This is a genomic window from Actinoallomurus bryophytorum, assembly GCF_006716425.1.
Taxonomy (GTDB): Bacteria; Actinomycetota; Actinomycetes; order Streptosporangiales; family Streptosporangiaceae; genus Actinoallomurus; species Actinoallomurus bryophytorum.
Genome location: NZ_VFOZ01000001.1, coordinates 772265 through 791229, shown reverse-complemented (window position 1 = coordinate 791229; position 18965 = coordinate 772265). Strand labels below are relative to the sequence as shown.

At 70.9% G+C, this 18965-nt stretch carries 19 protein-coding genes; 11 read left to right on the top strand and 8 right to left on the bottom strand.

The genetic code is table 11. From position 1 onward, the window contains the following. Window positions 1-8: 8 nt before the first annotated feature. From leuD to FB559_RS03780, 3 genes are all read left to right on the top strand, one after another. Window positions 9-599: a 3-isopropylmalate dehydratase small subunit gene (leuD, locus tag FB559_RS03790; RefSeq protein WP_141953294.1), complete on the top strand. Its 591-nt coding sequence runs from the start codon at window positions 9-11 to the stop codon at window positions 597-599. Window positions 600-756: 157 nt separating this feature from the next. Next, window positions 757-972, top strand: coding sequence for an SCO5555 family protein (locus FB559_RS03785; protein WP_141953292.1), 216 nt, complete (start codon window positions 757-759; stop codon window positions 970-972). A gap of 119 nt (window positions 973-1091) precedes the next feature. Further along, entirely contained in the window at window positions 1092-1376 is a 285-nt protein-coding gene (locus tag FB559_RS03780; RefSeq protein ID WP_141953290.1) for an HU family DNA-binding protein, read from the top strand. A gap of 87 nt (window positions 1377-1463) precedes the next feature. Here the strand turns inward: FB559_RS03780 and FB559_RS03775 are convergent, their stop codons facing one another. After that, the gene (locus tag FB559_RS03775; RefSeq protein ID WP_141953288.1) at window positions 1464-1664 is read right to left on the bottom strand and encodes a hypothetical protein; all 201 of its coding nucleotides are present in this window, start codon (window positions 1662-1664) and stop codon (window positions 1464-1466) included. 326 nt (window positions 1665-1990) lie between these two features. Beyond that, the gene (gene cofC / locus FB559_RS03765; RefSeq protein WP_141953286.1) at window positions 1991-2644 is read right to left on the bottom strand and encodes a 2-phospho-L-lactate guanylyltransferase; all 654 of its coding nucleotides are present in this window, start codon (window positions 2642-2644) and stop codon (window positions 1991-1993) included. 81 nt (window positions 2645-2725) lie between these two features. On the opposite strand from cofC, the gene FB559_RS03760 reads away from it, so the two are divergent. From FB559_RS03760 to FB559_RS03745, 4 genes are all read left to right on the top strand, one after another. Next, a complete protein-coding gene (locus tag FB559_RS03760) occupies window positions 2726-3514 on the top strand; it encodes a lysophospholipid acyltransferase family protein (RefSeq protein ID WP_141953284.1) in 789 nt (262 codons plus the stop codon). Next, the gene (locus tag FB559_RS03755) at window positions 3511-4515 is read left to right on the top strand and encodes an NAD(P)H-dependent glycerol-3-phosphate dehydrogenase (protein ID WP_141953282.1); all 1005 of its coding nucleotides are present in this window, start codon (window positions 3511-3513) and stop codon (window positions 4513-4515) included. The genes FB559_RS03760 and FB559_RS03755 overlap by 4 nt, the downstream gene beginning before the upstream one ends. An 11-nt stretch (window positions 4516-4526) precedes the next feature. After that, window positions 4527-5789 (top strand): trans-sulfuration enzyme family protein, encoded by a 1263-nt coding sequence (locus tag FB559_RS03750; protein ID WP_425455047.1) that lies wholly within the window; start codon window positions 4527-4529, stop codon window positions 5787-5789. Between the two features lie 92 nt (window positions 5790-5881). Continuing rightward, window positions 5882-6979, top strand: coding sequence for a D-alanine--D-alanine ligase family protein (locus tag FB559_RS03745; RefSeq protein WP_141953277.1), 1098 nt, complete (start codon window positions 5882-5884; stop codon window positions 6977-6979). A 6-nt stretch (window positions 6980-6985) separates the two neighbouring features. Here FB559_RS03745 and FB559_RS03740 read toward each other — a convergent pair whose 3' ends face one another. After that, window positions 6986-8851: a beta-propeller domain-containing protein gene (locus FB559_RS03740; protein ID WP_141953274.1), complete on the bottom strand. Its 1866-nt coding sequence runs from the start codon at window positions 8849-8851 to the stop codon at window positions 6986-6988. Window positions 8852-9000: 149 nt separating this feature from the next. On the opposite strand from FB559_RS03740, the gene FB559_RS03735 reads away from it, so the two are divergent. Beyond that, a complete protein-coding gene (locus tag FB559_RS03735; RefSeq protein ID WP_246121336.1) occupies window positions 9001-9636 on the top strand; it encodes an acetamidase/formamidase family protein in 636 nt (211 codons plus the stop codon). 140 nt (window positions 9637-9776) lie between these two features. After that, the gene (locus FB559_RS03730) at window positions 9777-10157 is read left to right on the top strand and encodes an ankyrin repeat domain-containing protein (protein ID WP_141953271.1); all 381 of its coding nucleotides are present in this window, start codon (window positions 9777-9779) and stop codon (window positions 10155-10157) included. Between the two features lie 16 nt (window positions 10158-10173). Here FB559_RS03730 and FB559_RS03725 read toward each other — a convergent pair whose 3' ends face one another. The 5 genes from FB559_RS03725 to FB559_RS03700 form a co-directional block, all read right to left on the bottom strand. Then, window positions 10174-11130 carry a sigma-70 family RNA polymerase sigma factor gene (locus FB559_RS03725; RefSeq protein ID WP_141953269.1) on the bottom strand — a complete coding sequence of 319 codons (957 nt, stop codon included), beginning with the start codon at window positions 11128-11130 and terminating at the stop codon, window positions 10174-10176. Window positions 11131-11330: 200 nt separating this feature from the next. Then, window positions 11331-11879 (bottom strand): YceI family protein, encoded by a 549-nt coding sequence (locus tag FB559_RS03720; RefSeq protein WP_141953266.1) that lies wholly within the window; start codon window positions 11877-11879, stop codon window positions 11331-11333. 379 nt (window positions 11880-12258) lie between these two features. After that, a complete protein-coding gene (locus tag FB559_RS03710) occupies window positions 12259-13524 on the bottom strand; it encodes a glycoside hydrolase family 36 protein (RefSeq protein WP_141961489.1) in 1266 nt (421 codons plus the stop codon). A 72-nt stretch (window positions 13525-13596) separates the two neighbouring features. Continuing rightward, entirely contained in the window at window positions 13597-14655 is a 1059-nt protein-coding gene (gene galT, locus FB559_RS03705; protein ID WP_141953264.1) for a galactose-1-phosphate uridylyltransferase, read from the bottom strand. After that, window positions 14652-15440, bottom strand: a complete 789-nt coding sequence (locus FB559_RS03700; protein ID WP_141953262.1) for a DeoR/GlpR family DNA-binding transcription regulator — start codon at window positions 15438-15440, stop codon at window positions 14652-14654. The genes galT and FB559_RS03700 overlap by 4 nt, the downstream gene beginning before the upstream one ends. A gap of 204 nt (window positions 15441-15644) precedes the next feature. On the opposite strand from FB559_RS03700, the gene FB559_RS03695 reads away from it, so the two are divergent. Beyond that, a complete protein-coding gene (locus FB559_RS03695; protein ID WP_141953260.1) occupies window positions 15645-16688 on the top strand; it encodes a substrate-binding domain-containing protein in 1044 nt (347 codons plus the stop codon). Window positions 16689-16828: 140 nt separating this feature from the next. After that, window positions 16829-18844 (top strand): NPCBM/NEW2 domain-containing protein, encoded by a 2016-nt coding sequence (locus FB559_RS03690; protein WP_141953258.1) that lies wholly within the window; start codon window positions 16829-16831, stop codon window positions 18842-18844. Window positions 18845-18965 lie beyond the last annotated feature (121 nt).

Below are 18965 nucleotides of genomic sequence, written 5' to 3'. Positions count from 1 at the left end.
GAGGAGCCATGGAAGCCTTCACCACCCACACCGGGCGCGCCGTGCCGCTGCGGCGCAGCAACGTCGACACCGACCAGATCATCCCGGCGGTCTGGCTCAAGCAGGTCAGCCGCACCGGTTTCGAGAAGGGCCTGTTCGGCGCCTGGCGGGAGAACCCGGACTTCGTACTGAACCGGCCGGAGTACGACGGGGCCTCGATCCTGGTCGCCGGCCCGGACTTCGGCACCGGATCCTCGCGCGAGCACGCCGTCTGGGCGCTGCAGCAGTACGGCTTCCGCGCCGTCGTCTCGGCCCGTTTCGGCGACATCTTCCGCAACAACGCCACCAAGATGGGCCTGCTGCCGATCGAGCTGTCCGAGGCGGACGTCGAGCGCCTGCAGGACAAGATCGAGGCGAACCCCGCCACGGAGTTCACCGTCGACCTGGCCGCCCAGGAGCTGCGCTGTGACGACGGGGGCGTGCTGTCCTTCGCGATCGACGACTACACCCGCTGGCGCCTCCTGGAGGGGCTCGACGACATCGGCCTCACCCTCCGTCACGCCGACGACATCACCGCGTACGAGCAGAACCGCAGGCCCTGGATGCCGGTGACCGCCTGAGAGACCGCGGGAGACCGGCGTCCGTACGACGGGGACGCCGACGATGCTGCGCGCCCAGCATGTGGCGGGGCCGGCCCGGGCTGGCGCCGGCGGGACACCCCGCCGGCGTGCCGGGCGCTCGGTGCCGCGCGGCGCGCCGAGAAAGTCAGGTGTGATTATGAACGCACCGGACCGGCCCTCTTGGAACGATCCGGAGCTCGACGCCCTGGCCGACGGTCTGCGGCTCGCGCATGCCCGTGTGACGGCCCTTCCACCGCAGGTCAGACCCCAGATGACCAGGCATTTGCTGGTCATCACCGACCTCGCGAAGCGGGATGCCTCGCTCGCCCTGAGACGCCTCGAATCGTTCCTGAGTGATCTCGAAGAGCGATGAAAACGTACCCCGAACGGCAGTTCCACCTGCGACACAGCCGAAAACCTCGGCCATGGGTGATTGTGTAGATGCCGCAAGTCCCCTAGTTTCAAGCGAGCAAGGGGGAAGAGGAGTAACCCATGAACAAGCGTGAGCTCGTCGACGCAGTCGCCGAACGAGTGGGCAGTAAGAAGGTCGCGGGAGAGGCCGTCGACGCGATTCTGGACACCATCCAGAGCACCGTCGCCAAGGGGGAGAAGGTCGCCATCACTGGCTTCGGATCCTTCGAAAAGGCTGATCGGCCGGCCCGAGAGGCCCGCAACCCGGCGACTGGCGCCACTATCAAGGTCCCAGCGACATCGGTGCCGAAGTTCAAGGCAGGCGCCGATTTCAAGGGGCACGTGGCCGGTCCCAAGAAAAAGTAACCAACCAGAGAACAACCACATCGGCTACGGCGCCCGGCGGGACATCTCGTCTCTCGGGCGCCGTCGTCGTACCCGGGCCCGGCTCACTCAGGGCAGCGGGAACGTGGACAGCGTGATGGCGGTGATCCAGCCGTCCTCGACGGCGATGTTGACCCGCTGACCCAGGCGCAGCAGCCTCAGGCCGCCCGCGTCGAACGCCAGCGCCCCGAAGGGCATCTCGCTCCCGTCGTCGAGCAGCACACTCCCGCTGCGGGTCTCGCGGTCGTAATCCTTCACCGTCGCCTGCATACGGCAGAGCTTAGAGGGTGCTCCACCCGGCGTTATCCACAGAATCCCGCTCTACTTCCGTACCCCGCTGATCCGACTGGACAATGAGAATGGGATGGCACCCCAGGGCGGGTGGGGTCCGAGCGGGTGGGGTCCGAGCGGGTGGGGTCCGAGCGGGTGGGGTCCGAGCGGGTGGGGTCCGAGCGGGTGGGGTCCGAGCGGGTGGGGTCCGAGCGGGTGGGGTCCGAGCGGGTGGGGTCCGAGCCGGTGGGGTCCGAGCCGGTGGGGTCCGAGCCGGTGGGCTTCGAGCGGGCGGGCTTCGGGCGAGGAGGATTTCGAGACAGGCCTTAGCGGCGTACGACGGGCAGCAGCGGCGCCACCGAGGCCGTGTGCGGACCCACGCCGAGTTCGAGCGCGGCTTGCAGGTCCTCGATGGTGTCGACGTCGCGCCGCACGCTCGGTACGCCTTCGAGTGCCAGCTCGCGGGCGCCGCCCTCGCGGTGGCGGGCGCGGGAGTCCACGCCGAACGCCGGGGTGAAGTTCGCGTCCGGGCGCGCCGTGTAGAGCGTCGTGCCGATGCCGGCCGCGTCCGCCACGAAGGCGTTCGGTGCGGCGGAGGCGGCGTCCAGCACCCGGTCCAGCTCTGCGGGCCGCAGCGAGGGCAGGTCGGCGCTCAGCGCGCCCACCGCGCTCGCCGGGGCGAGCCGCCGGGCCTCGGCGGCGCCGTGGACGAGGGCGGGGTTCAGGCCGCTGTCGGGCGCGTCCGGCACGATGACGGCACCGAGCGCCGCGAGCTCCGGCGCGGCGACCGGATCGTCGGTGACGACCACGACCCCCTGGACCCGCGAGGATCGCAGCACGGCCGATACCGTGTCGGTCGCGATCGCGAGCGCGAGGCGTTCGCGGTGGGGTCCGGCCGCCCCGGACAGACGTGACTTGGCCCGTGCCAGGAGCTTGACCGGCACGACGAGGGTCCAGGTGAGGGGGTGTGCGTGAGGCATCGTGGGTCGACACTATGCGGAACCAACCGCGAGACTTGACCGGACCCCGCAGTTCGCGGGGACGAACCTAGGAGATGGGCAGTGGAGCATTCGCCGCTATGGCGCACGATCGTGGTGGGGATCCTGCGGCCGTTGCTGTTCAACCTGCTGAAGCGCGACTGGAAGGGCCAGGAGAACGTCCCGCGTGACGGCGGCGTGATCATCGCGCCCAATCACCTGTCGGAGTCCGACCCGCTGGTCCTCGCCCATTTCATCAACCGGGCCGGCCGGTTCCCGGTCTACCTCGCCAAGGCCTCGGTCTTCAAGAGCAAGGTCGTCGGCCACATCCTCCGCCGTACCGGGCAGATCCCGGTCTACCGCGACCGTACGGACGCCGGCCTGGCGCTACGGGACGCCGAGAAGGGCGTGCGCGGCGGGGAGTGCCTGATCTTCTACCCCGAGGGGACCTGCACCCGCGACCCCGACCTGTGGCCGATGACCGGCAAGACCGGCGCGGCCAGAGTCGCCCTCGCCACCGGCGTCCCCGTGGTCCCCGTCGCGCACTGGGGAGCGCACGAGCTGTGGCGGTACGGTACGAAGAAGATCCGGCCGTTCCCCCGCAAGACGATGCACGTCATCGCGGGTCCCCCGGTCGACCTGTCGAAGTACGAGGGCAAGCCGCTCGACGCCGAGACGCTCACGGCCGCCACCGCGGACATCATGCGGGCCATCGCCGACCTGCTCGGCGAGCTGCGCGGCGAAAAGCCGCCGGAGAAGCTCTATGACCACCACGAGGCGTCCCGCGCGGCACGCGGGGGCAAGGACGGCAACGACAAGGGCGGCAACGACAAGGACGGCAACGACAAGGACAAGGAGGCCAAGGCCTCTTGAAGATCGCCGTACTCGGGGCAGGGTCATGGGGCACCGTGTTCGCCAAGGTGCTCGCCGACGCCGGTGGCGACGTCACGATGTGGGGCCGCCGCACGGACGTCGTCGACGCGATCAATGAGACCCGGCGCAACCCCGACTATCTCCCGGACTGCCCGCTGCCCGAGCGCCTGCGCGCCACGACGGACGTCGTCGAGGCGCTCGACGGCGCTTCCTACGTCGTCCTGGCCGTACCGGCCCAGACGCTGCGCGCCAACCTGTCGGAGTGGCGGCCGCTGATCAGCGACGACGCGGTGCTGGTGAGCCTGATGAAGGGCATCGAGCTCGGCACGTGCAAGCGGATGAGCGAGGTGATCCGCGAGGTGGCGGAGGTGCCGGACGAGCGGGTCGCGGTGGTCAGCGGGCCCAACCTCGCCCGGGAGATCGCCCTGGAGCAGCCGTCGGCCGCCGTCGTCGCCTGCACCGACGAGCCGACCGCCCAGAAGCTCCAGCTCGCCTGCATGACCCCCTACTTCCGCGCGTACACCAACCGCGACGTGGTCGGCTGCGAGCTGGGCGGGGCGGTCAAGAACGTCATCGCCCTCGCCGTCGGCATCGCGGTCGGCATGGGCATGGGCGACAACGCGAGCGCCCTCGTGATGACCCGCGGGCTCGCGGAGATCGCCCGGCTCGGCGGGGTGCTCGGCGCCGACCAGCACACGTTCGCCGGGCTCGCGGGCATGGGCGACCTCGTCGCCACGTGCAGCTCGCCACTGTCACGCAACCGGACGTTCGGGGAGAACCTCGGCCGTGGCATGAGCCTGGAGGAGGTCATCGCCGCGACCAAACAGACCGCCGAGGGCGTCAAGTCCTGCGACGCCGTGCTCGAACTCGCGCGGACGCACCACGTGGAGATGCCGATCACCGAGGGCATCGTGGCCGTCATGCACGGCGGCCTGAGCCCGGTGGAGGCCGGCCGGCTGCTGATGTCACGAACCCCCAAGCCGGAACGCTACGGAGTCTGAGGCCCGATCACATGGATGAGATGCCCGACACACCCCCTCCTGGGGAGAACACCCGCGCGGTGCACCTGCCGCCGCTCCCCGTTCCGAGCCAGACCCCGCTCGGCACCCCCGTGTGGCGCAGCGCCACGTTCGCCTTCGAGACCTCCCAGGAGTACGCCGACGTGCTCGGGGACCGGGCGCCCGGCTACACCTACAGTCGCGTGGACAACCCGACCTCCGACGCGTTCGCCGAGGCGGTGGCCGCCCTGGAGGGCGTCCGTGCCGGCGGCGGCGTGGCCGGTCAGGCGTTCGCCTCCGGCATGGCCGCCATCACCGCGGCCCTCTTGGCGTTCACGCACGCCGGCGCGCACGTCGTGGCGCCGGCCGCGGCGTACGGCGGCACCTACGGTCTCCTCACCGAGCTGATGTCGAGGTTCGGTGTACGCACCGACTTCGTCGACATGACCGACCTGGCGAAGGTACGCGCGGCGATCCGGCCCGAGACGCGGATCGTGTGGGCCGAGACCCTGGCGAACCCCACCATGGCCGTCGCCGACCTGCCCGCGCTGGCCGAGGCCGCGCACGAGGCCGGCGCGCTGCTGGTGGTCGACTCGACGTTCGCGACGCCGGTGGTGTGCCGTCCGCTGGAGCACGGCGCGGATCTGGTCGTCCACTCGGCCACCAAGTACATCGGCGGGCACAGCGACTCCACCGGTGGTGTCGTCGTGGGGCGGACCGGGCTGATCGGGCCCGTACGCGCGGTACGGATCCACACGGGCGGCATGCTCGCGCCCGATGAGGCGTTCCTACTGCGCCGCGGCCTGCAGACGCTCCCGCTGCGGGTGCGCCGCCAGTGCGACACCGCCGCACTGCTCGCCGCCGCCGTGGCGCGGCATCCGGCCGTCGCCAGGGTGGACTATCCGGGCCTGCCGGGGCACCCGGGCCACGAGACGGCCCGCCGGCTCTTCGACTCCGGGCCGGAGGGTACGCGGTTCGGCGCGATCGTCACGATCACGCCACGCGGCGGACCCGCGGCCGGCATGGCCCTGGCGGACGGCCTTCGGCTCGCCACGGTGGCGACGTCCCTGGGGGGCACCCACACGCTGGCCGGCCACATCGCCTCCACCACGCATCGGCAGATGGACGCCGGGGTATTGGCCGCCGCGGGCATCGATCCGGGCGCCGTGCGCTTCTCTATCGGGCTCGAGGACGCCGACGACCTGATCGTCGATGTCAACAATGCCTTGACCGCGCTGGGGCGGACCGGGACCCAGGACGGGGCATTCATCTCGTAATCGGGCGGGACTTCCGGTGCCGTCGACCAGGCGAAATGCCATGTATGGTCGAGGCCTCGCGAGTCCTGACGCAGGCGAGAAGAGGTGGATGCATGGGCAAGATCCGTGTCGCCGTCGTTTTCGGTGGCCGCAGCTCGGAGCATGCGATCTCCTGCCTGACCGCGGGCAGCGTCATGGCGGCGATCGACGAGGACCGCTATGAGATCGTCCCGGTGGGCATCGCCCGTGACGGCAGGTGGGTCCTGGCCTCCGGGCAGCGGCTCGCGATCGAGGACGGCGACCTGCCCGAGGTGAGCGGCGAGGGCCTGCCTCTCGCCCTTCCCTTCGGCACGCCCGGCGGCGACCTCATCGTCGTGGAGCCCGGCGAGGTGCCGCGGGCGCTCGGCGACGTCGACGTGGTGCTGCCGCTGCTCCACGGCCCGTACGGCGAGGACGGCACGATCCAGGGTCTGCTCGAGCTGGCCGGGGTCCGCTACGTGGGCGCGGGGGTGTTCGCCAGCGCCGCCAGCATGGACAAGGGCTTCATGAAGGTCGTCTGGGAGGGTGCCGGGCTCCCGGTCGGGCCGCACGTCGTGGTCGGCGACCGCCACTGGCGGCGCGAGCGCAAGCGGGTCGTGGATGAGATCAAGGAGCTCGGCTGGCCGGTGTTCGTCAAGCCGGCGCGGGCCGGTTCCAGCATGGGCATCTCCCGGGTCGACGCCGAACCGGAGCTGGAGGCCGCGGTCGAGGCCGCGCGCGAACACGACCCCAAGGTGATCGTCGAGGCGGCGATCGAGGGCCGGGAGATCGAGTGCGGGGTCCTGGAGGGCCTCGACGACGACCCGGCGGAGGCCAGCCTGCCCGCCGAGGTGCGCGTCGGCTCCGGTCACGACTACTACGACTTCGACGCCAAGTACCTGGATGCCGACCTGCGCATCGACATCCCGCCGGACCTTCCGCCCGCCGTGATCGAGGAGGTCCGCAGGCTGTCGGTGCGGGCATTCGAGGCGCTGGGCTGTGAGGGCCTCGCCCGGGTCGACTTCTTCTACACCCCCGGCGGCGAGATCATCCTCAACGAGATCAACACGATGCCCGGCTGCACGCCCGCCTCGGCGTTCCCGAAGATGTGGGCCGCCACCGGCCTGGACTACCCGGCCCTGGTCGACCGCTGGATCCGTACGGCCCTGCGGCGCCCCACCGGCCTGCGCTGACGCCGTTCAGGAGAACGGCACCCAGGCGGTCCTGGCGAGGGTCGTGGCGTCGCCGGCCTGCAGTCCCGAGGGAGTGAGCGTCCACAGCGTGCCGCCGACGACCAGGGCGCGCTGGACGGCGCCCGCGGCCTTCGGCGGGTCCACCTCGCCCAGCCGCCGCACCCCCGCCGGGGTCACGGTCAGCGCCAGCGCGCCGTCCTTGCCCGGCCCGGCCATCGGGACGACGGTCAGCCCGCTCTGCGGCCAGTACAGGAACGCGTGGGGGTCGAACTCGGCCATCGACCAGGTCGACGGCACGGTGTACGCGCTCAGCCGCCGCGGAGCGGCCGGGTCGGACACGTCGAACAGCGACACCTGGGTGCCCAGCGGCCGTCCCTTCGCGTCGGTGTGCTGGCCGACGCCGATGAGCCGTCCGTCGCCGGCCGGATGCAGGTACGCCGAGTAGCCGCTGATCTTCAGCTCGCCGGTAGCACGCGGCTTGGCCGGGTCGCGTAGGTCGAGGGCGTAGAGCGGGTCGGTCTGCCGGAAGGTCACCACGTAGCCGGACGGCCCGGCGAAGCGTACGGCGTGGATGCGCTCGCCGCGGCCGAGACCGCCGAGCCGTCCCACCTGCTCCAGACGCCCGCCGTGGCGTGCCAGGACGTACACGGCGCTCTCGGTCGGCGGTGTCGTGCCGGGGGAGGCCCAGGGCACCTGCACCTGGCCGGTCGTGGTGGCGACACGGAGGTTCCCGGCGTACTCCGACAAGGAGTACTGGTTCAGCAGGTCACCGGGGACTGAACCGGACGCGGCGAACCTCGGCGGTCCGGAGCCGTTGAGATCGAACCGGTAGATGTCGGTTCTGTCCGCCGTGCCGGTCGCCGGGCGGTCCGTAACGTACAGGCCGGTGCCCGAGCCGTACACGGTCTGGCCGCCGGCCACGACGCTCACCGGTGAGACGTCGGCCATGTCGCCGGCCAGGTCGACGGACAGCACCGACACCAGAGACGTCCCCGTGTAGGACGCGGGGTGGCTGACCTGGTCGCACGGCACCGTGCGCGACTCGGTACGGCCGCCGCGCGTGACCTTGTAGTGCGGCAGCCAGGAGTCCAGCGGCGCGTGCTCGACGGCCCGGCGGTTCGCCGCGGTCGCGCCGGAGTCGGTGCCGCCACGGCGCGACGGGAACGTGATGGCGGGCGCCGAGCGGACGACCAGCCGGGCGACCGAGCCGACCTGCCGGGCGTCCACGTAGGAGCCGTCGGCCTGCAGGGAGCTCACGACGCGCGGGGCGCCCTTGAGGTCGACGAGGACCAGCCGAGGTCCCTGGCCGCGCGGGATCGGGGCGATGTCGGTGATACCGCCGATGGTGTCGCGCGCGAAGGTGATCGCCGGGCGCAGCACCACCAGCGCGCGGTCCCCGCCGAGCAGCAGCTCACCGGGTGACCAGGTGGTGCCGGCGCCCAGGTCGGCCGTGCCGGTCTCCTTGCGCGAGGCCGCGTCGATCACGTGCAGCCGCCCGCGCGAGGCGGTGACGATGCGGCGGCCGTCCGTCTTGACGAGGTCGGGCTCGTCGATGCCGGGTTCTTGGACGTTGGTGGCCGAATGCGTGGTGTCGGGGGCCTGCTGGGCCGCCTTCGCGTCCCCCGGGACGCGGCCGCTCGCCAGCGGGCGCATCATCGGGTCACCCGCCAGGCCGTACGGCCCGACGTGTGCCGCGGTGGCCTCGCGCAGGCCGCGGAGCAGCCCGCCGCAGTCGTCGTAGGCGACCAGCCGCAGGGACGGCGCTGGACGCACGGAGGTGGCGGCGCCGCCCGCGCCGCATCCGGCGATGATCAATCCGGCTGCCGCGACCGCGAGGACCGGCCGGGCGCCCGAGCCTGAGTCGGAGCCCATGGGCCTTGGACGCCGCGCGCCTCCCCGGGGTTCCGGTGAATTTCAATTGACGACGCGTTAAAAGCCGCGAAACCCGCGTGAAACAGCTTGACGTGCAGGATTGACCCAGCAGATCGACCGCGAGAGACAGCACAGAAGGGACCGGCAACTTGCTGTTCACGCCCGCCGCACCGCTCCGGACCGTGCAGTACGTTCCCGGTCACAACCGCTGGCACCCCGACATCCCCGCCGTCGCCGAAATGATCGCCGGCGGCTCGATCCGGCTGAACTGCGAGGGCGACGACGTCCTGTGCGGCCCGATCGGCATCGTCGGAGCCGAACCGGGCGACCTCGTCATGGTGGAGGTCCTGGGCATCGGCCGGATGGACGGGCGGTTCGCGGGCACGGGCCATCCGGGCATCCTCGGCTGCGCCCCGTCGCACGCCATGCTGCGCGACGCCGGCGGCGATCCCACCGGGGCGCTGCTCGGCCGCATCGCACCCGCCTCGGCGGACCACGCACGCGTGGCCGCGCGTGCCGAGCCGATCCGGGCGACCTGCCGTGCCCTGGCGCCGCGGGCACAGATCCTGCTGCCCGTGTACGTCCCCGGCGCCCGCATCTCGGCCGGTGATCTGCACTTCCCCGACGAGGGAGGATGCCGGACCCAGGATGGCTGGCTCGACCTGCGGATCCATCTGACCAAGCGCGGCATGGAGCGGTTCCGCGTCACCGAACCGCTGCTCATGCCGATCACGACCAGCTCTCTCGACGCGACAGTCGCAGGGCTGACCGTCGGAGTCGCCTAGTGGCACGAGCGTCGCGGGAACGCGGCGCGAACGAGGAGGTGAACGCCTAGCGAGAGCACCGAACCGTCAGGAGGCACCACGCCGGGGGGAGCGATTCGTCTCCCGCGCCCCCCGGCGTCTCTCCATGGGATGCTTGACCGGTGAATGATCCAGAGTTGGTGGAGTTCGCGACCAAGGTGTTCGGCTTCGCCCGCTCGGGTGCGACCGAGTCGCTGGTCGCGTACGTCGACGCCGGCGTGCCGGTCGACCTCACCAACGAGGCGGGAGACACTCTGCTCATGCTGGCCGCCTACCACGGCCACGCGGCGACGGTACGAGCGCTGGTCGAGCGCGGCGCCGACCCGGGACGGCTCAACGACCGCGGACAGACGCCCTTGGCGGGAGCGGTCTTCAAGAAGGAACCCGAGGTCGTACGCGCGCTGCTCGACGCGGGTGCCGACCCGCGGGAGGGCACCCCGTCGGCCGTCGACACGGCCCGGATGTTCGGCCATGAGGACTTTCTGACCTGGTTCGGCGCATGAGGCGCCGGACCGCGGCTCAGGCGGCGAGGGGTGCGTCCAGCCGCTGCGCCATCTCACGCATGCGCCGCAAGGCTGCCAGCTCCATCTGCCGTACGCGCTCGGCGGATACCCCGAGCCGCGTCGCGATCTCGCGGCGGCTGTGCTCGGTGCCGTCCTCCAGGCCGTAACGCGCCCGCAGGACCACGGCCTCGCGAGGCTCCAGCCGGTCGAGCATGCCGTCGATGATCTCGAGCTGGGCACCGGCCATGGCGGTGTCCTCGGGCGAGGGAGCGTCCACGTCGGCGAGCAGGTCGCCCAGTGAGGTCTCCTCGTCCTCGCCGACGACGGCGTCCAGGCTGGCCGGCGTACGGTCCCAGCGGTCCAGTTCGCCGATCCGCTCCACCGGCAGGTCGAGCTCGGCGGCGAGCTCCTCGTCGGCGGGCTCGGAGCCCGTGAGCAGGACCAGCTCGCGGCGTGCCTTGCGGAGCCGGTTGACGTCGGTGTGGACCGCCCCGGGGAGGCGTACCGATCGCGACGAGTTGGCCAGCGCGCGGCCGATCGCCTGCCGGATCCACCACGTGGCGTAGGTGGAGAACTTGAAACCCCGTCGCGGGTCGAAACCCTCGACCGCCCGGATCAGGCCGATCGTGCCCTCCTGGATCAGGTCGAGCAGGCTCATGCCGTCCGTGGGATAGCGCCGCGCGACCGAGACGACCAGGCGGAGGTTGGCCAGGATGAAACGGTCCTTGGCCGCGTCGCCCCGTGCCGCGACCTCCTCCAGCTCCTCGACGGTCGCGCCTTCCGGGCGTGTGCCGCTGTCGAGATGGTTGTGCGCGAGCAGTCCGGCCTCCATGGCCAGTGCCAGCTCGATCTCCTGTTCGGCGGCGAGCAGCGGTGTCGCGGCGATTTCGTCCAGGTAGGCGCCGAGCAGATCTCCGTCGGCGGCCCGTCCGGGCCGCCTGACACGCCTGCCACTATTCGTGGTCGCCACCATTGGGCCACCTCGCTCTCACGTCGGATCCCGTAAGGATCAACGCCGATCTCCCCTTTGCTGTTCCGCGATACCCCGAATGTCGGCTTCGCCAACACGGAGAAGAGCACCAGGCGGAATTCGTCCTGGTGCTCTTCGTCACGAACCGCCGCGGAGGGTGGACGCCACGGACATGGATCCCGTGGACGCCCTGACCGGTGTGCTCAGGCGTGGACGGCCTGGATCTCGAGCAGAATGTCCACGTTGTCGCCGAGCAGGGCCTTGTCGCCACCGAACGGGATGTTGAACTCGACGCCGTACTCCTTGCGGCTGATCGAGGCGGTGGCGCTGAATCCGGCGCGCGTCTTGCCCCAGGGGTCCTCGCTGGTGCCGTTGAACTCGACGGCGAGCGTGATCGGGTTCGTGACGCTCCTGACCGTGAGCGTGCCGTCGAGGAGGTAGTTGTCGCCGTCCTGGCGTACGCCCGAGGCCTCGAACTTGATCGCCGGGTGGTTCTCGAGGTCAAGGATCTCGGCGGACCGGATGTGGGCGTCACGGTCGGCGTTACGCGTGTCGATCGACGCGATCTGGATCTCGACGTTGGTACGGGAGTCCTCGACCTTCTCGGCGATCTCGATCGACCCGGTGAAGTCGGTGAAAGTACCCCGGACCTTGGTCATGAGGTGCCGGATTATGAAAGAGATCTCGGTGTGTGCCGGATCGAGGTTCCAGGTGCCGACCGGAAGTCCGAGTTCGCTGGCGAGCGCGGCCATGTCATCCTCCACTTATATTGAAGCCTCAACTATGTCCTGGAGCTTAGTTGAAAGTTAAACCAAATGCAAGCCCGGGGGAGTGCTCTCGCGCAGGGTCTCGATGAAGGCGTGGTTCGAGGGGCGCCGATCGGCGTGAGCCCGCCACGCGACGTGGACATGCCTGGTCAGAGCAGGTCTCACCGGCACGAAGCGTACGCCGTCGGGCACCGGATCGCGACCGGGCCGGGGAATGACCGCCACGCCGGTCCGGTGGCCACGAGGGCCGTCGGCCTGGCTGCCGGCCCGCTCACCCGTCATGCTGCCGATCCCCGGCACGAGCTCGATCGAGCACCTGGGGCGGCGCGCCCGGCTCGACGCCGTGGGCCGCTGGCGCCGGCCGTCACGGAGTTCCGAAGGGCACCGGGTCCGGGGCCGAGGACAGCAGGCGCCGCGTCGTCTCCAGCCCCCATGCGTCGAGGTCGGCGATGCGGTCAGAGGACGCGCGCAGGCCGCCGTAGCGTTCCACGACAGCGGCCCAGTCCTCGCGGCGTTCGACCTGCGGGCGTGCGATCAGGCAGTCCGGGTCGTTCACCCAGAACCGCCCGTGCTGCCAGGCGCGCGCGATCGTCGTCACCGTCGCGGCCCGCTGCGAGGCCCGGGAAAGGTCGCCGTCCTCCGGCTCGTAGACGGGGCTGACGTCGGGGGAGACCCGCATGGCGTCGACCAGGCCCACGCTCGGCAGGATCGGGGCGCCGCAGCCGACCAGGTACGCGTCGGGGCCCACCGCCTCGCGGATCACCGTGAGCCCGTGCCGGTAGGCGTCCAGGCCGCCCATCGCCCCGGCGTAGAGGAAGTCCAGCTTGAAATAGTCGAATCCCCAGGCGCGCAGGGCGGTGAACACCTCGCGCAGGTGATCCTCGGCGCGCACGACGTCCAGGGCGAACAGGGCCTGGCCCCAGTTGTGCCCGGCGTCGCCGCCCAGCCGGCCCGGGTGCGCGCGGGCGAGATCGCTGTTCGCGGCGGCGAGGAACGGCGCGACCCAGATGCCCGCCCGCCGGCCGGCGCTCCGGATCCGCCCGGCCAGCCTCGGCAGTCCGGCGAACGGGCCGGAGAAGGAGAGCCAGTCGCCGATGCCGGCCTGCCAGCCGTCGTCGATCTGGATCACGTCGACCGGCAGGTCCCGCTCCTCCACCGCGTCGAGGTTCTCCAGGATGTCGTCGGTGGTCACCGCGCCGAAGTAGTGGTACCAGGAGCACCAGACGGCCGGGGCGGCCCGGACGGCGCCGGCGCCCGTACGGCGGGCGTATCCGTCCGCCCACGTGCCGAGCGCGCGCTCGATCGTGCCGGGGTGCAGGGCCTGCTCGACGTCACCGTCCGCGTCGACGGTGAGTACGCCGTCCCCGTACGCCGCGCGGATCGAGGGCACCTCGGCGCGGCCGTCGCGCGCGGCGTAGACGTGGACCGGCTCACCCGTGCCCGGGTCGACCGCGAGCAGTCCCTCGCCCTGGAAGCCCTCCCGGGGAGCGGGCCGCCCGGGACGTCCGTACATCGCCGGAGTCAAGGGCCGGTGCGCGGTCGCCGTGACGCCGTACGTCGTGGTCGGGCTCCAGCTCTGCCAGCCGTGCTCGTAGACCTGGGCCCGTACGGGGTCGACCCGCAGTCGCATCACCGGTGCACGCCCTCCGGGAATGTGCCGAAGCCCTCACCATCGCCCGCCTGGAGGGCGCTGTAAAGGCCGCTATGTGGCCGCGCGCAGGCGGCGAGCGGCGTCCTCGGGGTAGATGTCGTTCACGAACGCGCCCATGGCGGCCTCCGAGCCGGCCAGGTACTTCAGCTTCTCCGCCGCCCTCCGGCTGCTGAACAGCTGAAGGTGCAGGTAGCCCAGGTCGCGGCCGGTCGAGACCGGGGCCTGATGCCAGGCCGAGATGTAGGGCATCGGCACGCCGAACAGCCGGTCGAGGCGTTGCAGCACGTCGACGTACAGCGTGGCGAACGCCTCCCGCTCCTCCATCGACAGCGCGGCCAGGTCCGGCAGCTTGCGGTGCGGGAAGAGGTGCACCTCGAACGGCCACCGGGCGGCCTCGGGCACGAACGCGGTCCACAGGTCGTTGGCCGCCACGACCCGTACCCCGGCGGCCCGCTCGGAGGCGAGGACGTCGGCGAACAGGTCACGGCCGGTCTCGTCGCGGTGGGCGCGGGCGACGCTCAGCATCCGCTCGGTGCGCGGCGTCACGAACGGATAGGCGTAGATCTGGCCGTGCGGGTGGGCGAGGGTGACGCCGATCTCGGCGCCGCGGTTCTCGAAGCAGAACACCTGCTGGACGCCGGGCAGCGTGGACAGCTCGGCGGTACGGTCCGCCCACGCCTCCATGACCGTGCCGACCTGCGCCAGGTCCAGGGTCGCGAACGACGCGTCGTGGTCGGGGGAGAAGCACACGACCTCGGCGCGGCCGACTCCCGGTGTCGCGCCGTGCAGGTCGTCCGGCACGCGCCCGGAATAGGACGGGAACCGGTTCTCGAAGACGACCACCTCGTAGTCGGAGGCGGGGATCTCGGTCGGCCGGCCGGGGGCGGACGGGTCGAGCGGGCACTGGTCGCTCGGCGGCAGGTACGTACGGTCCTGGCGGTGCGAGGCGATCGTGACCCACTCGCCGAGCAGCCGGTCGCGGCGCAGCTCCGAGGCCTGCGGGGGAGGCGGCAGTGTCCGTGTGTCCACCGCGGACCGGTCGGCGTCATCGTGCCGGTCGAAGTAGATCAGCTCTCTGCCGTCGGCGAGATGGGTGACGGTGCGTTTCATGGGTGCGCCTCGGCCGGGTCGACGGTGACGAGCTCGCCGACCTCCTCGATGAGTTGCTTGCGTGCGTCGTCGCTCAGGCCCGCGTCGGTGATGAGCACGTCGGCGTCGCCGAGGCGCGCGATCGTGCTGAGCCCGACCGTGCCCCACTTGGTGTGGTCGGCCAGCACCGCGAGGCGGCGGGCAGCGCCCACCATCGCGCGGTCCGTCTCGGCCTCCATGAGGTTCGGCGTGGTGAAGCCGGCCCGCGTGCTCATGCCGTGCACGCCGAGCAGCAGCAGGTCGACGTTGAGGGAGCGGATCGCGTTGACCGCGACCGGGCCGACGAGCGCGTCCGAGGGTGTGCGGATGCCGCCGGTGAGCACGATCGTCTGGTCGGCGCGGTTGGCCCGGTAGAAGACATCGGCGATCTGGATCGAGTTGGTGACAACGGTCAGCTCCGGGACGTCGGTCAGATGGTGGGCGAGCGCCCACGTGGTGGTGCCGGCGGAGACCGCGACGGCCGTACCCGGGCGTACGAGCCGGGCGGCGCGGCGGGCGATGGCGTCCTTCTCCTGCCGCTGACGGACCGACTTGGCGGCGAAGCCGGGCTCCTCGGTCGACCCGGCGCCCACCGTGGTGGCGCCGCCGTGCACCTTGGAGATCAGGCCGCGGTCGGCGAGTACCTCCAGGTCACGGCGGATCGTCATGTCTGAGACGCTGAACTCTCGAACAAGGTCGGCGACACGGACGCCTCCGTGCTGCTGGACGAGATCCAAAATTGCCTGCTGCCGTTGCTGGGCGAGCATCGTCCCCCCTCTCAGCGACCGCCACCGCGTGCAGCGTGCCCCCAGAAACGACATATGTCAACACGGCCCAACATGTTACCGAATCGAGTCTTGTTGGTTTGTGTTGAGACTGGTAGGAATAGCGCACATCGCCTGGTAACTCAGCGGAAACATCGGGGAAACGGGACCAGGTCCAGCCACCAAAGGCCAGAAAGAAGGCAGAGCATGGCCCGGATACGCAGGCCCGGCGCGGTCGTGGCGATAGGTCTCGCCGCCGCCCTCAGCCTTGCCGCCTGTTCGTCAGGCAAAGAGAGCTCCTCGGCGAGCTCCAGCAAGAAGGTCTCAGGGAAGATCTCGATCGCCTTCCTGCAGAAGCAGGGCGATCAGCAGTACTTCATCGACGAGGCGGACGGCGCCAAGGCCAAGGCCAAGCAGCTCGGCAACGTCGACGTCAAGATCGTCAACCTGGGCAACGACACCAACAAGGCGGTGTCGGAGACCCAGGCGGCCGTCGCGCAGAAGGTGAACGGCGTCCTCATCGTGCCGCCGGACCCGGCGGTCGGCCCGCAGATCGTGCAGACCGCGGCGGGCGGCAAGGTGACGCTGCTCAGCACGGACGACCAGATCTGCAAGACCGGCCCGGACCCGGCCAAGTGCCCCAAGGACCAGCTGGTCCAGCGGGTGGGCTTCTCCGGCAGCCAGATGGGCACCCAGGTCGGCCAGCGCGCCGGCGAGGAGTTCAAGAAGTCCGGCTGGAAGCCCGCGGACACCGCGATCATCTCGGCCTGGAAGCAGGACGTGACCGTCTGCACCGACCGCGTGGTCGCCGCGCAGGCCGCGTTCGAGCAGGCCGCAGGGGCCAAGGTCCAGGTGATCAAGGTCGGTACGGACAACACCCCGACCGACGCGCAGTCCAAGACCGGTGCCGTGATCTCGGGCCACCGGTCCGTCAAGCACTGGGTCGTGTGGGGCTGCAACGACGAGAACGTCTCCGGCGCGGTCACCGCGATCCAGAACGGCGGCTACAAGGCGGCCGACATCGACGGCGTCGGGCTCGGCGCCCAGCTGGCCTGCAAGGACTGGGGTTCGGGCAAGGCGACCGGCATGAGGGCCGCGCTGTTCATCAACGGCTACGACGTCGGTGGCCTGGCCGTACAGGAGATCGTGGACAACCTGCGGACCGGCAAGCCGATGCCGCAGGAGGCGTTCGCCCCGACCAAGATGGTGGACGCGTCCAACTGGAAGCAGGAAGGCGTCAAGTGCAGCTGACGTCCTGAGACCACGCCGACGATCCTGACCGGCGGGCGCCTCCGTCGCCCGCCGGTTCGGGTCACCCGGGGACCGGCACGGCGCGTCTGGCCGTGCCGATCCCCAGCAGTGCGCAGTCCCCCGAAAACAGGAGCAGCCCCATGCGCACCGTCCGTACCCTGACATCGGTACTCGCCGCGCTCGCGACGAGCGTCGCCGGTGCCGCGGTCCTCACGCTCGCATCGGCCCCGCCGGCCGCCGCTCTCGACAACGGCCTCGCCCTGACCCCGCAGATGGGGTTCAACAACTGGAACGCGACGCACTGCGGCGCGGACTTCAACGAGGCGATGGTCAAGGGAATCGCCGACCTCTTCGTCTCCTCGGGCCTGAAGGACGCCGGATACCAGTACGTCAACCTCGACGACTGCTGGGCGCTCCCTCAGCGTGACGCCGACGGGAACCTGCAGCCGGACCCCTCGCGCTTCCCGGACGGCATCAAGGCGGTCGCGGACTACGTCCACTCCAAGGGCCTCAAGCTCGGCATCTACTCCAGCGCCGGCACCAAGACCTGCGACACCAACGGCTTCCCCGGCGGCCTCGGCCACGAGCGGCAGGACGCGAACCTGTGGGCGTCGTGGGGCGTCGACTACCTCAAGTACGACAACTGCAACAACCAGGGCGTCGACGCGCAGCAGCGCTACACCACGATGCGCGACGCGCTGAAGGCCACCGGCCGCGACATCCTGTTCTCCATCTGCGAGTGGGGCGAGAACAAGCCCTGGCTGTGGGCCAAGGACGTCGGCAACTCCTGGCGTACCACCGGCGACATCAGCGACAGCTACTCGAGCATGCTCGGCATCGTGCACCAGAACATGGTGCTGGCCCCGTACGCCGGCCCCGGCCACTGGAACGATCCGGACATGCTGGAGGTCGGCAACGGCGGCATGACCGACACCGAGTACCGCTCGCACTTCAGCCTGTGGGCCGAGATGGCGGCACCGCTGCTGATCGGCAGCGACCTGCGCAAGGCCTCCGCCGCGACGATGGCCATTCTCACCAACAAAGAGGTCATCGCGGTCGACCAGGACAAGCTCGGCGTCCAGGGCGCGCCGATCTCCACGGACGGCGGACGCGACGTCTTCGTCAAGCCGCTCGCGAACGGCGACCGGGCGGTGACGCTCTTCAACGAGTCGGACGCGGCCCAGCGGATCACGACGTCGGCGAGCGCGGCCGGGATGCCCGCCGCGCCCGCGTACCGGGTCCGCGACCTGTGGGCGCACACTACGCGGGAGACCGCCGGCTCCCTCACCGCGACGGTTCCGGCGCACGGCACCGTGATGCTGCGCGTCGCACGTGACCCGCGGTGGGCGATCTACCCGCCGGCGGTGGACGCGGGAGCGGATGTGCCCGCGGCCTACCCGGGCGCGCGGCCGTTCGTCGAACCGGGCAAGCCGGTCACCGTCACCACGACCGCGACCAACTCCGGAAAGCTGCCCGCCGTACTGCTGCACAACAGCCTCGCCGTCCCGGACGGCTGGAACGTCATGGCCACCTCCCGCAGGTCGAGCGTGCTCGTCGGCTCGAACCAGAGGTTCGCCACGACCTGGACGGTCCAGGTGCCGGCGGACGCCAAGCCCGGGTCCTACGACCTGACCACCACGGCGACGTACGAGCCGGACGGCGCGGTCAGCCAGAGCACGGTCCAGGTGGACGTGCTGAACACCGGTGCGCCACCCTCCGGCACGTCCTACCTGAGCGACATCCCCTGGCTGCGGGCCGACAACGGCTACGGCCCGGTGGAGAAGGACACCAGCAACGGTGAGAAGGCCGCCGGCGACGGTCACCCGATCACCATCAACGGTGCCGTCTACAAGAAGGGCCTGGGCACCAACGCGCCGAGCAGCATCGAGTACTACACGGCCAAGAAGTGCACGTCCCTGTCGGCCGACGTCGGCGTGGACGACGAGAAGACGGCCAGCGGCTCGGTGACCTTCGAGGTGTGGGCCGACGGGAACAAGGTCGCCGACAGCGGTCTGCTGACCACCGCCGACCCGGCCAGGCACCTGACCGCGGATGTCGGCGGAGCGACGTTCGTCCGCGTCGTCGTCACCGACGGAGGAAACGGCAACAACTCCGACCACGGTGACTGGGCCGGCGCCCAGCTCACCTGCACCTGACCCACCCGGCGGGGCGGCCAAGCCGCCCCGCCCCAACCCCCCAGGGGCGTGACATGACCGAGCGACGCGAGGGAATCGACGGCGCAGTCCGCCTGGTCACCCCTCCGACGAAGGAGGATTC

Coding starts and splice junctions, on each gene's coding strand:
- leuD (WP_141953294.1), top strand. CDS start 9: ATGGAAGCCTTCACCACCCACACCGGGCGCGCCGTGCCGCTGCGGCGC.
- FB559_RS03785 (WP_141953292.1), top strand. CDS start 757: ATGAACGCACCGGACCGGCCCTCTTGGAACGATCCGGAGCTCGACGCC.
- FB559_RS03780 (WP_141953290.1), top strand. CDS start 1,092: ATGAACAAGCGTGAGCTCGTCGACGCAGTCGCCGAACGAGTGGGCAGT.
- FB559_RS03775 (WP_141953288.1), bottom strand. CDS start 1,664: ATGCAGGCGACGGTGAAGGATTACGACCGCGAGACCCGCAGCGGGAGT.
- cofC (WP_141953286.1), bottom strand. CDS start 2,644: ATGCCTCACGCACACCCCCTCACCTGGACCCTCGTCGTGCCGGTCAAG.
- FB559_RS03750 (WP_425455047.1), top strand. CDS start 4,527: ATGGATGAGATGCCCGACACACCCCCTCCTGGGGAGAACACCCGCGCG.
- FB559_RS03745 (WP_141953277.1), top strand. CDS start 5,882: ATGGGCAAGATCCGTGTCGCCGTCGTTTTCGGTGGCCGCAGCTCGGAG.
- FB559_RS03740 (WP_141953274.1), bottom strand. CDS start 8,851: ATGGGCTCCGACTCAGGCTCGGGCGCCCGGCCGGTCCTCGCGGTCGCG.
- FB559_RS03725 (WP_141953269.1), bottom strand. CDS start 11,130: ATGGTGGCGACCACGAATAGTGGCAGGCGTGTCAGGCGGCCCGGACGG.
- FB559_RS03720 (WP_141953266.1), bottom strand. CDS start 11,879: ATGGCCGCGCTCGCCAGCGAACTCGGACTTCCGGTCGGCACCTGGAAC.
- FB559_RS03710 (WP_141961489.1), bottom strand. CDS start 13,524: ATGCGACTGCGGGTCGACCCCGTACGGGCCCAGGTCTACGAGCACGGC.
- galT (WP_141953264.1), bottom strand. CDS start 14,655: ATGAAACGCACCGTCACCCATCTCGCCGACGGCAGAGAGCTGATCTAC.
- FB559_RS03700 (WP_141953262.1), bottom strand. CDS start 15,440: ATGCTCGCCCAGCAACGGCAGCAGGCAATTTTGGATCTCGTCCAGCAG.
- FB559_RS03695 (WP_141953260.1), top strand. CDS start 15,645: ATGGCCCGGATACGCAGGCCCGGCGCGGTCGTGGCGATAGGTCTCGCC.
- FB559_RS03690 (WP_141953258.1), top strand. CDS start 16,829: ATGCGCACCGTCCGTACCCTGACATCGGTACTCGCCGCGCTCGCGACG.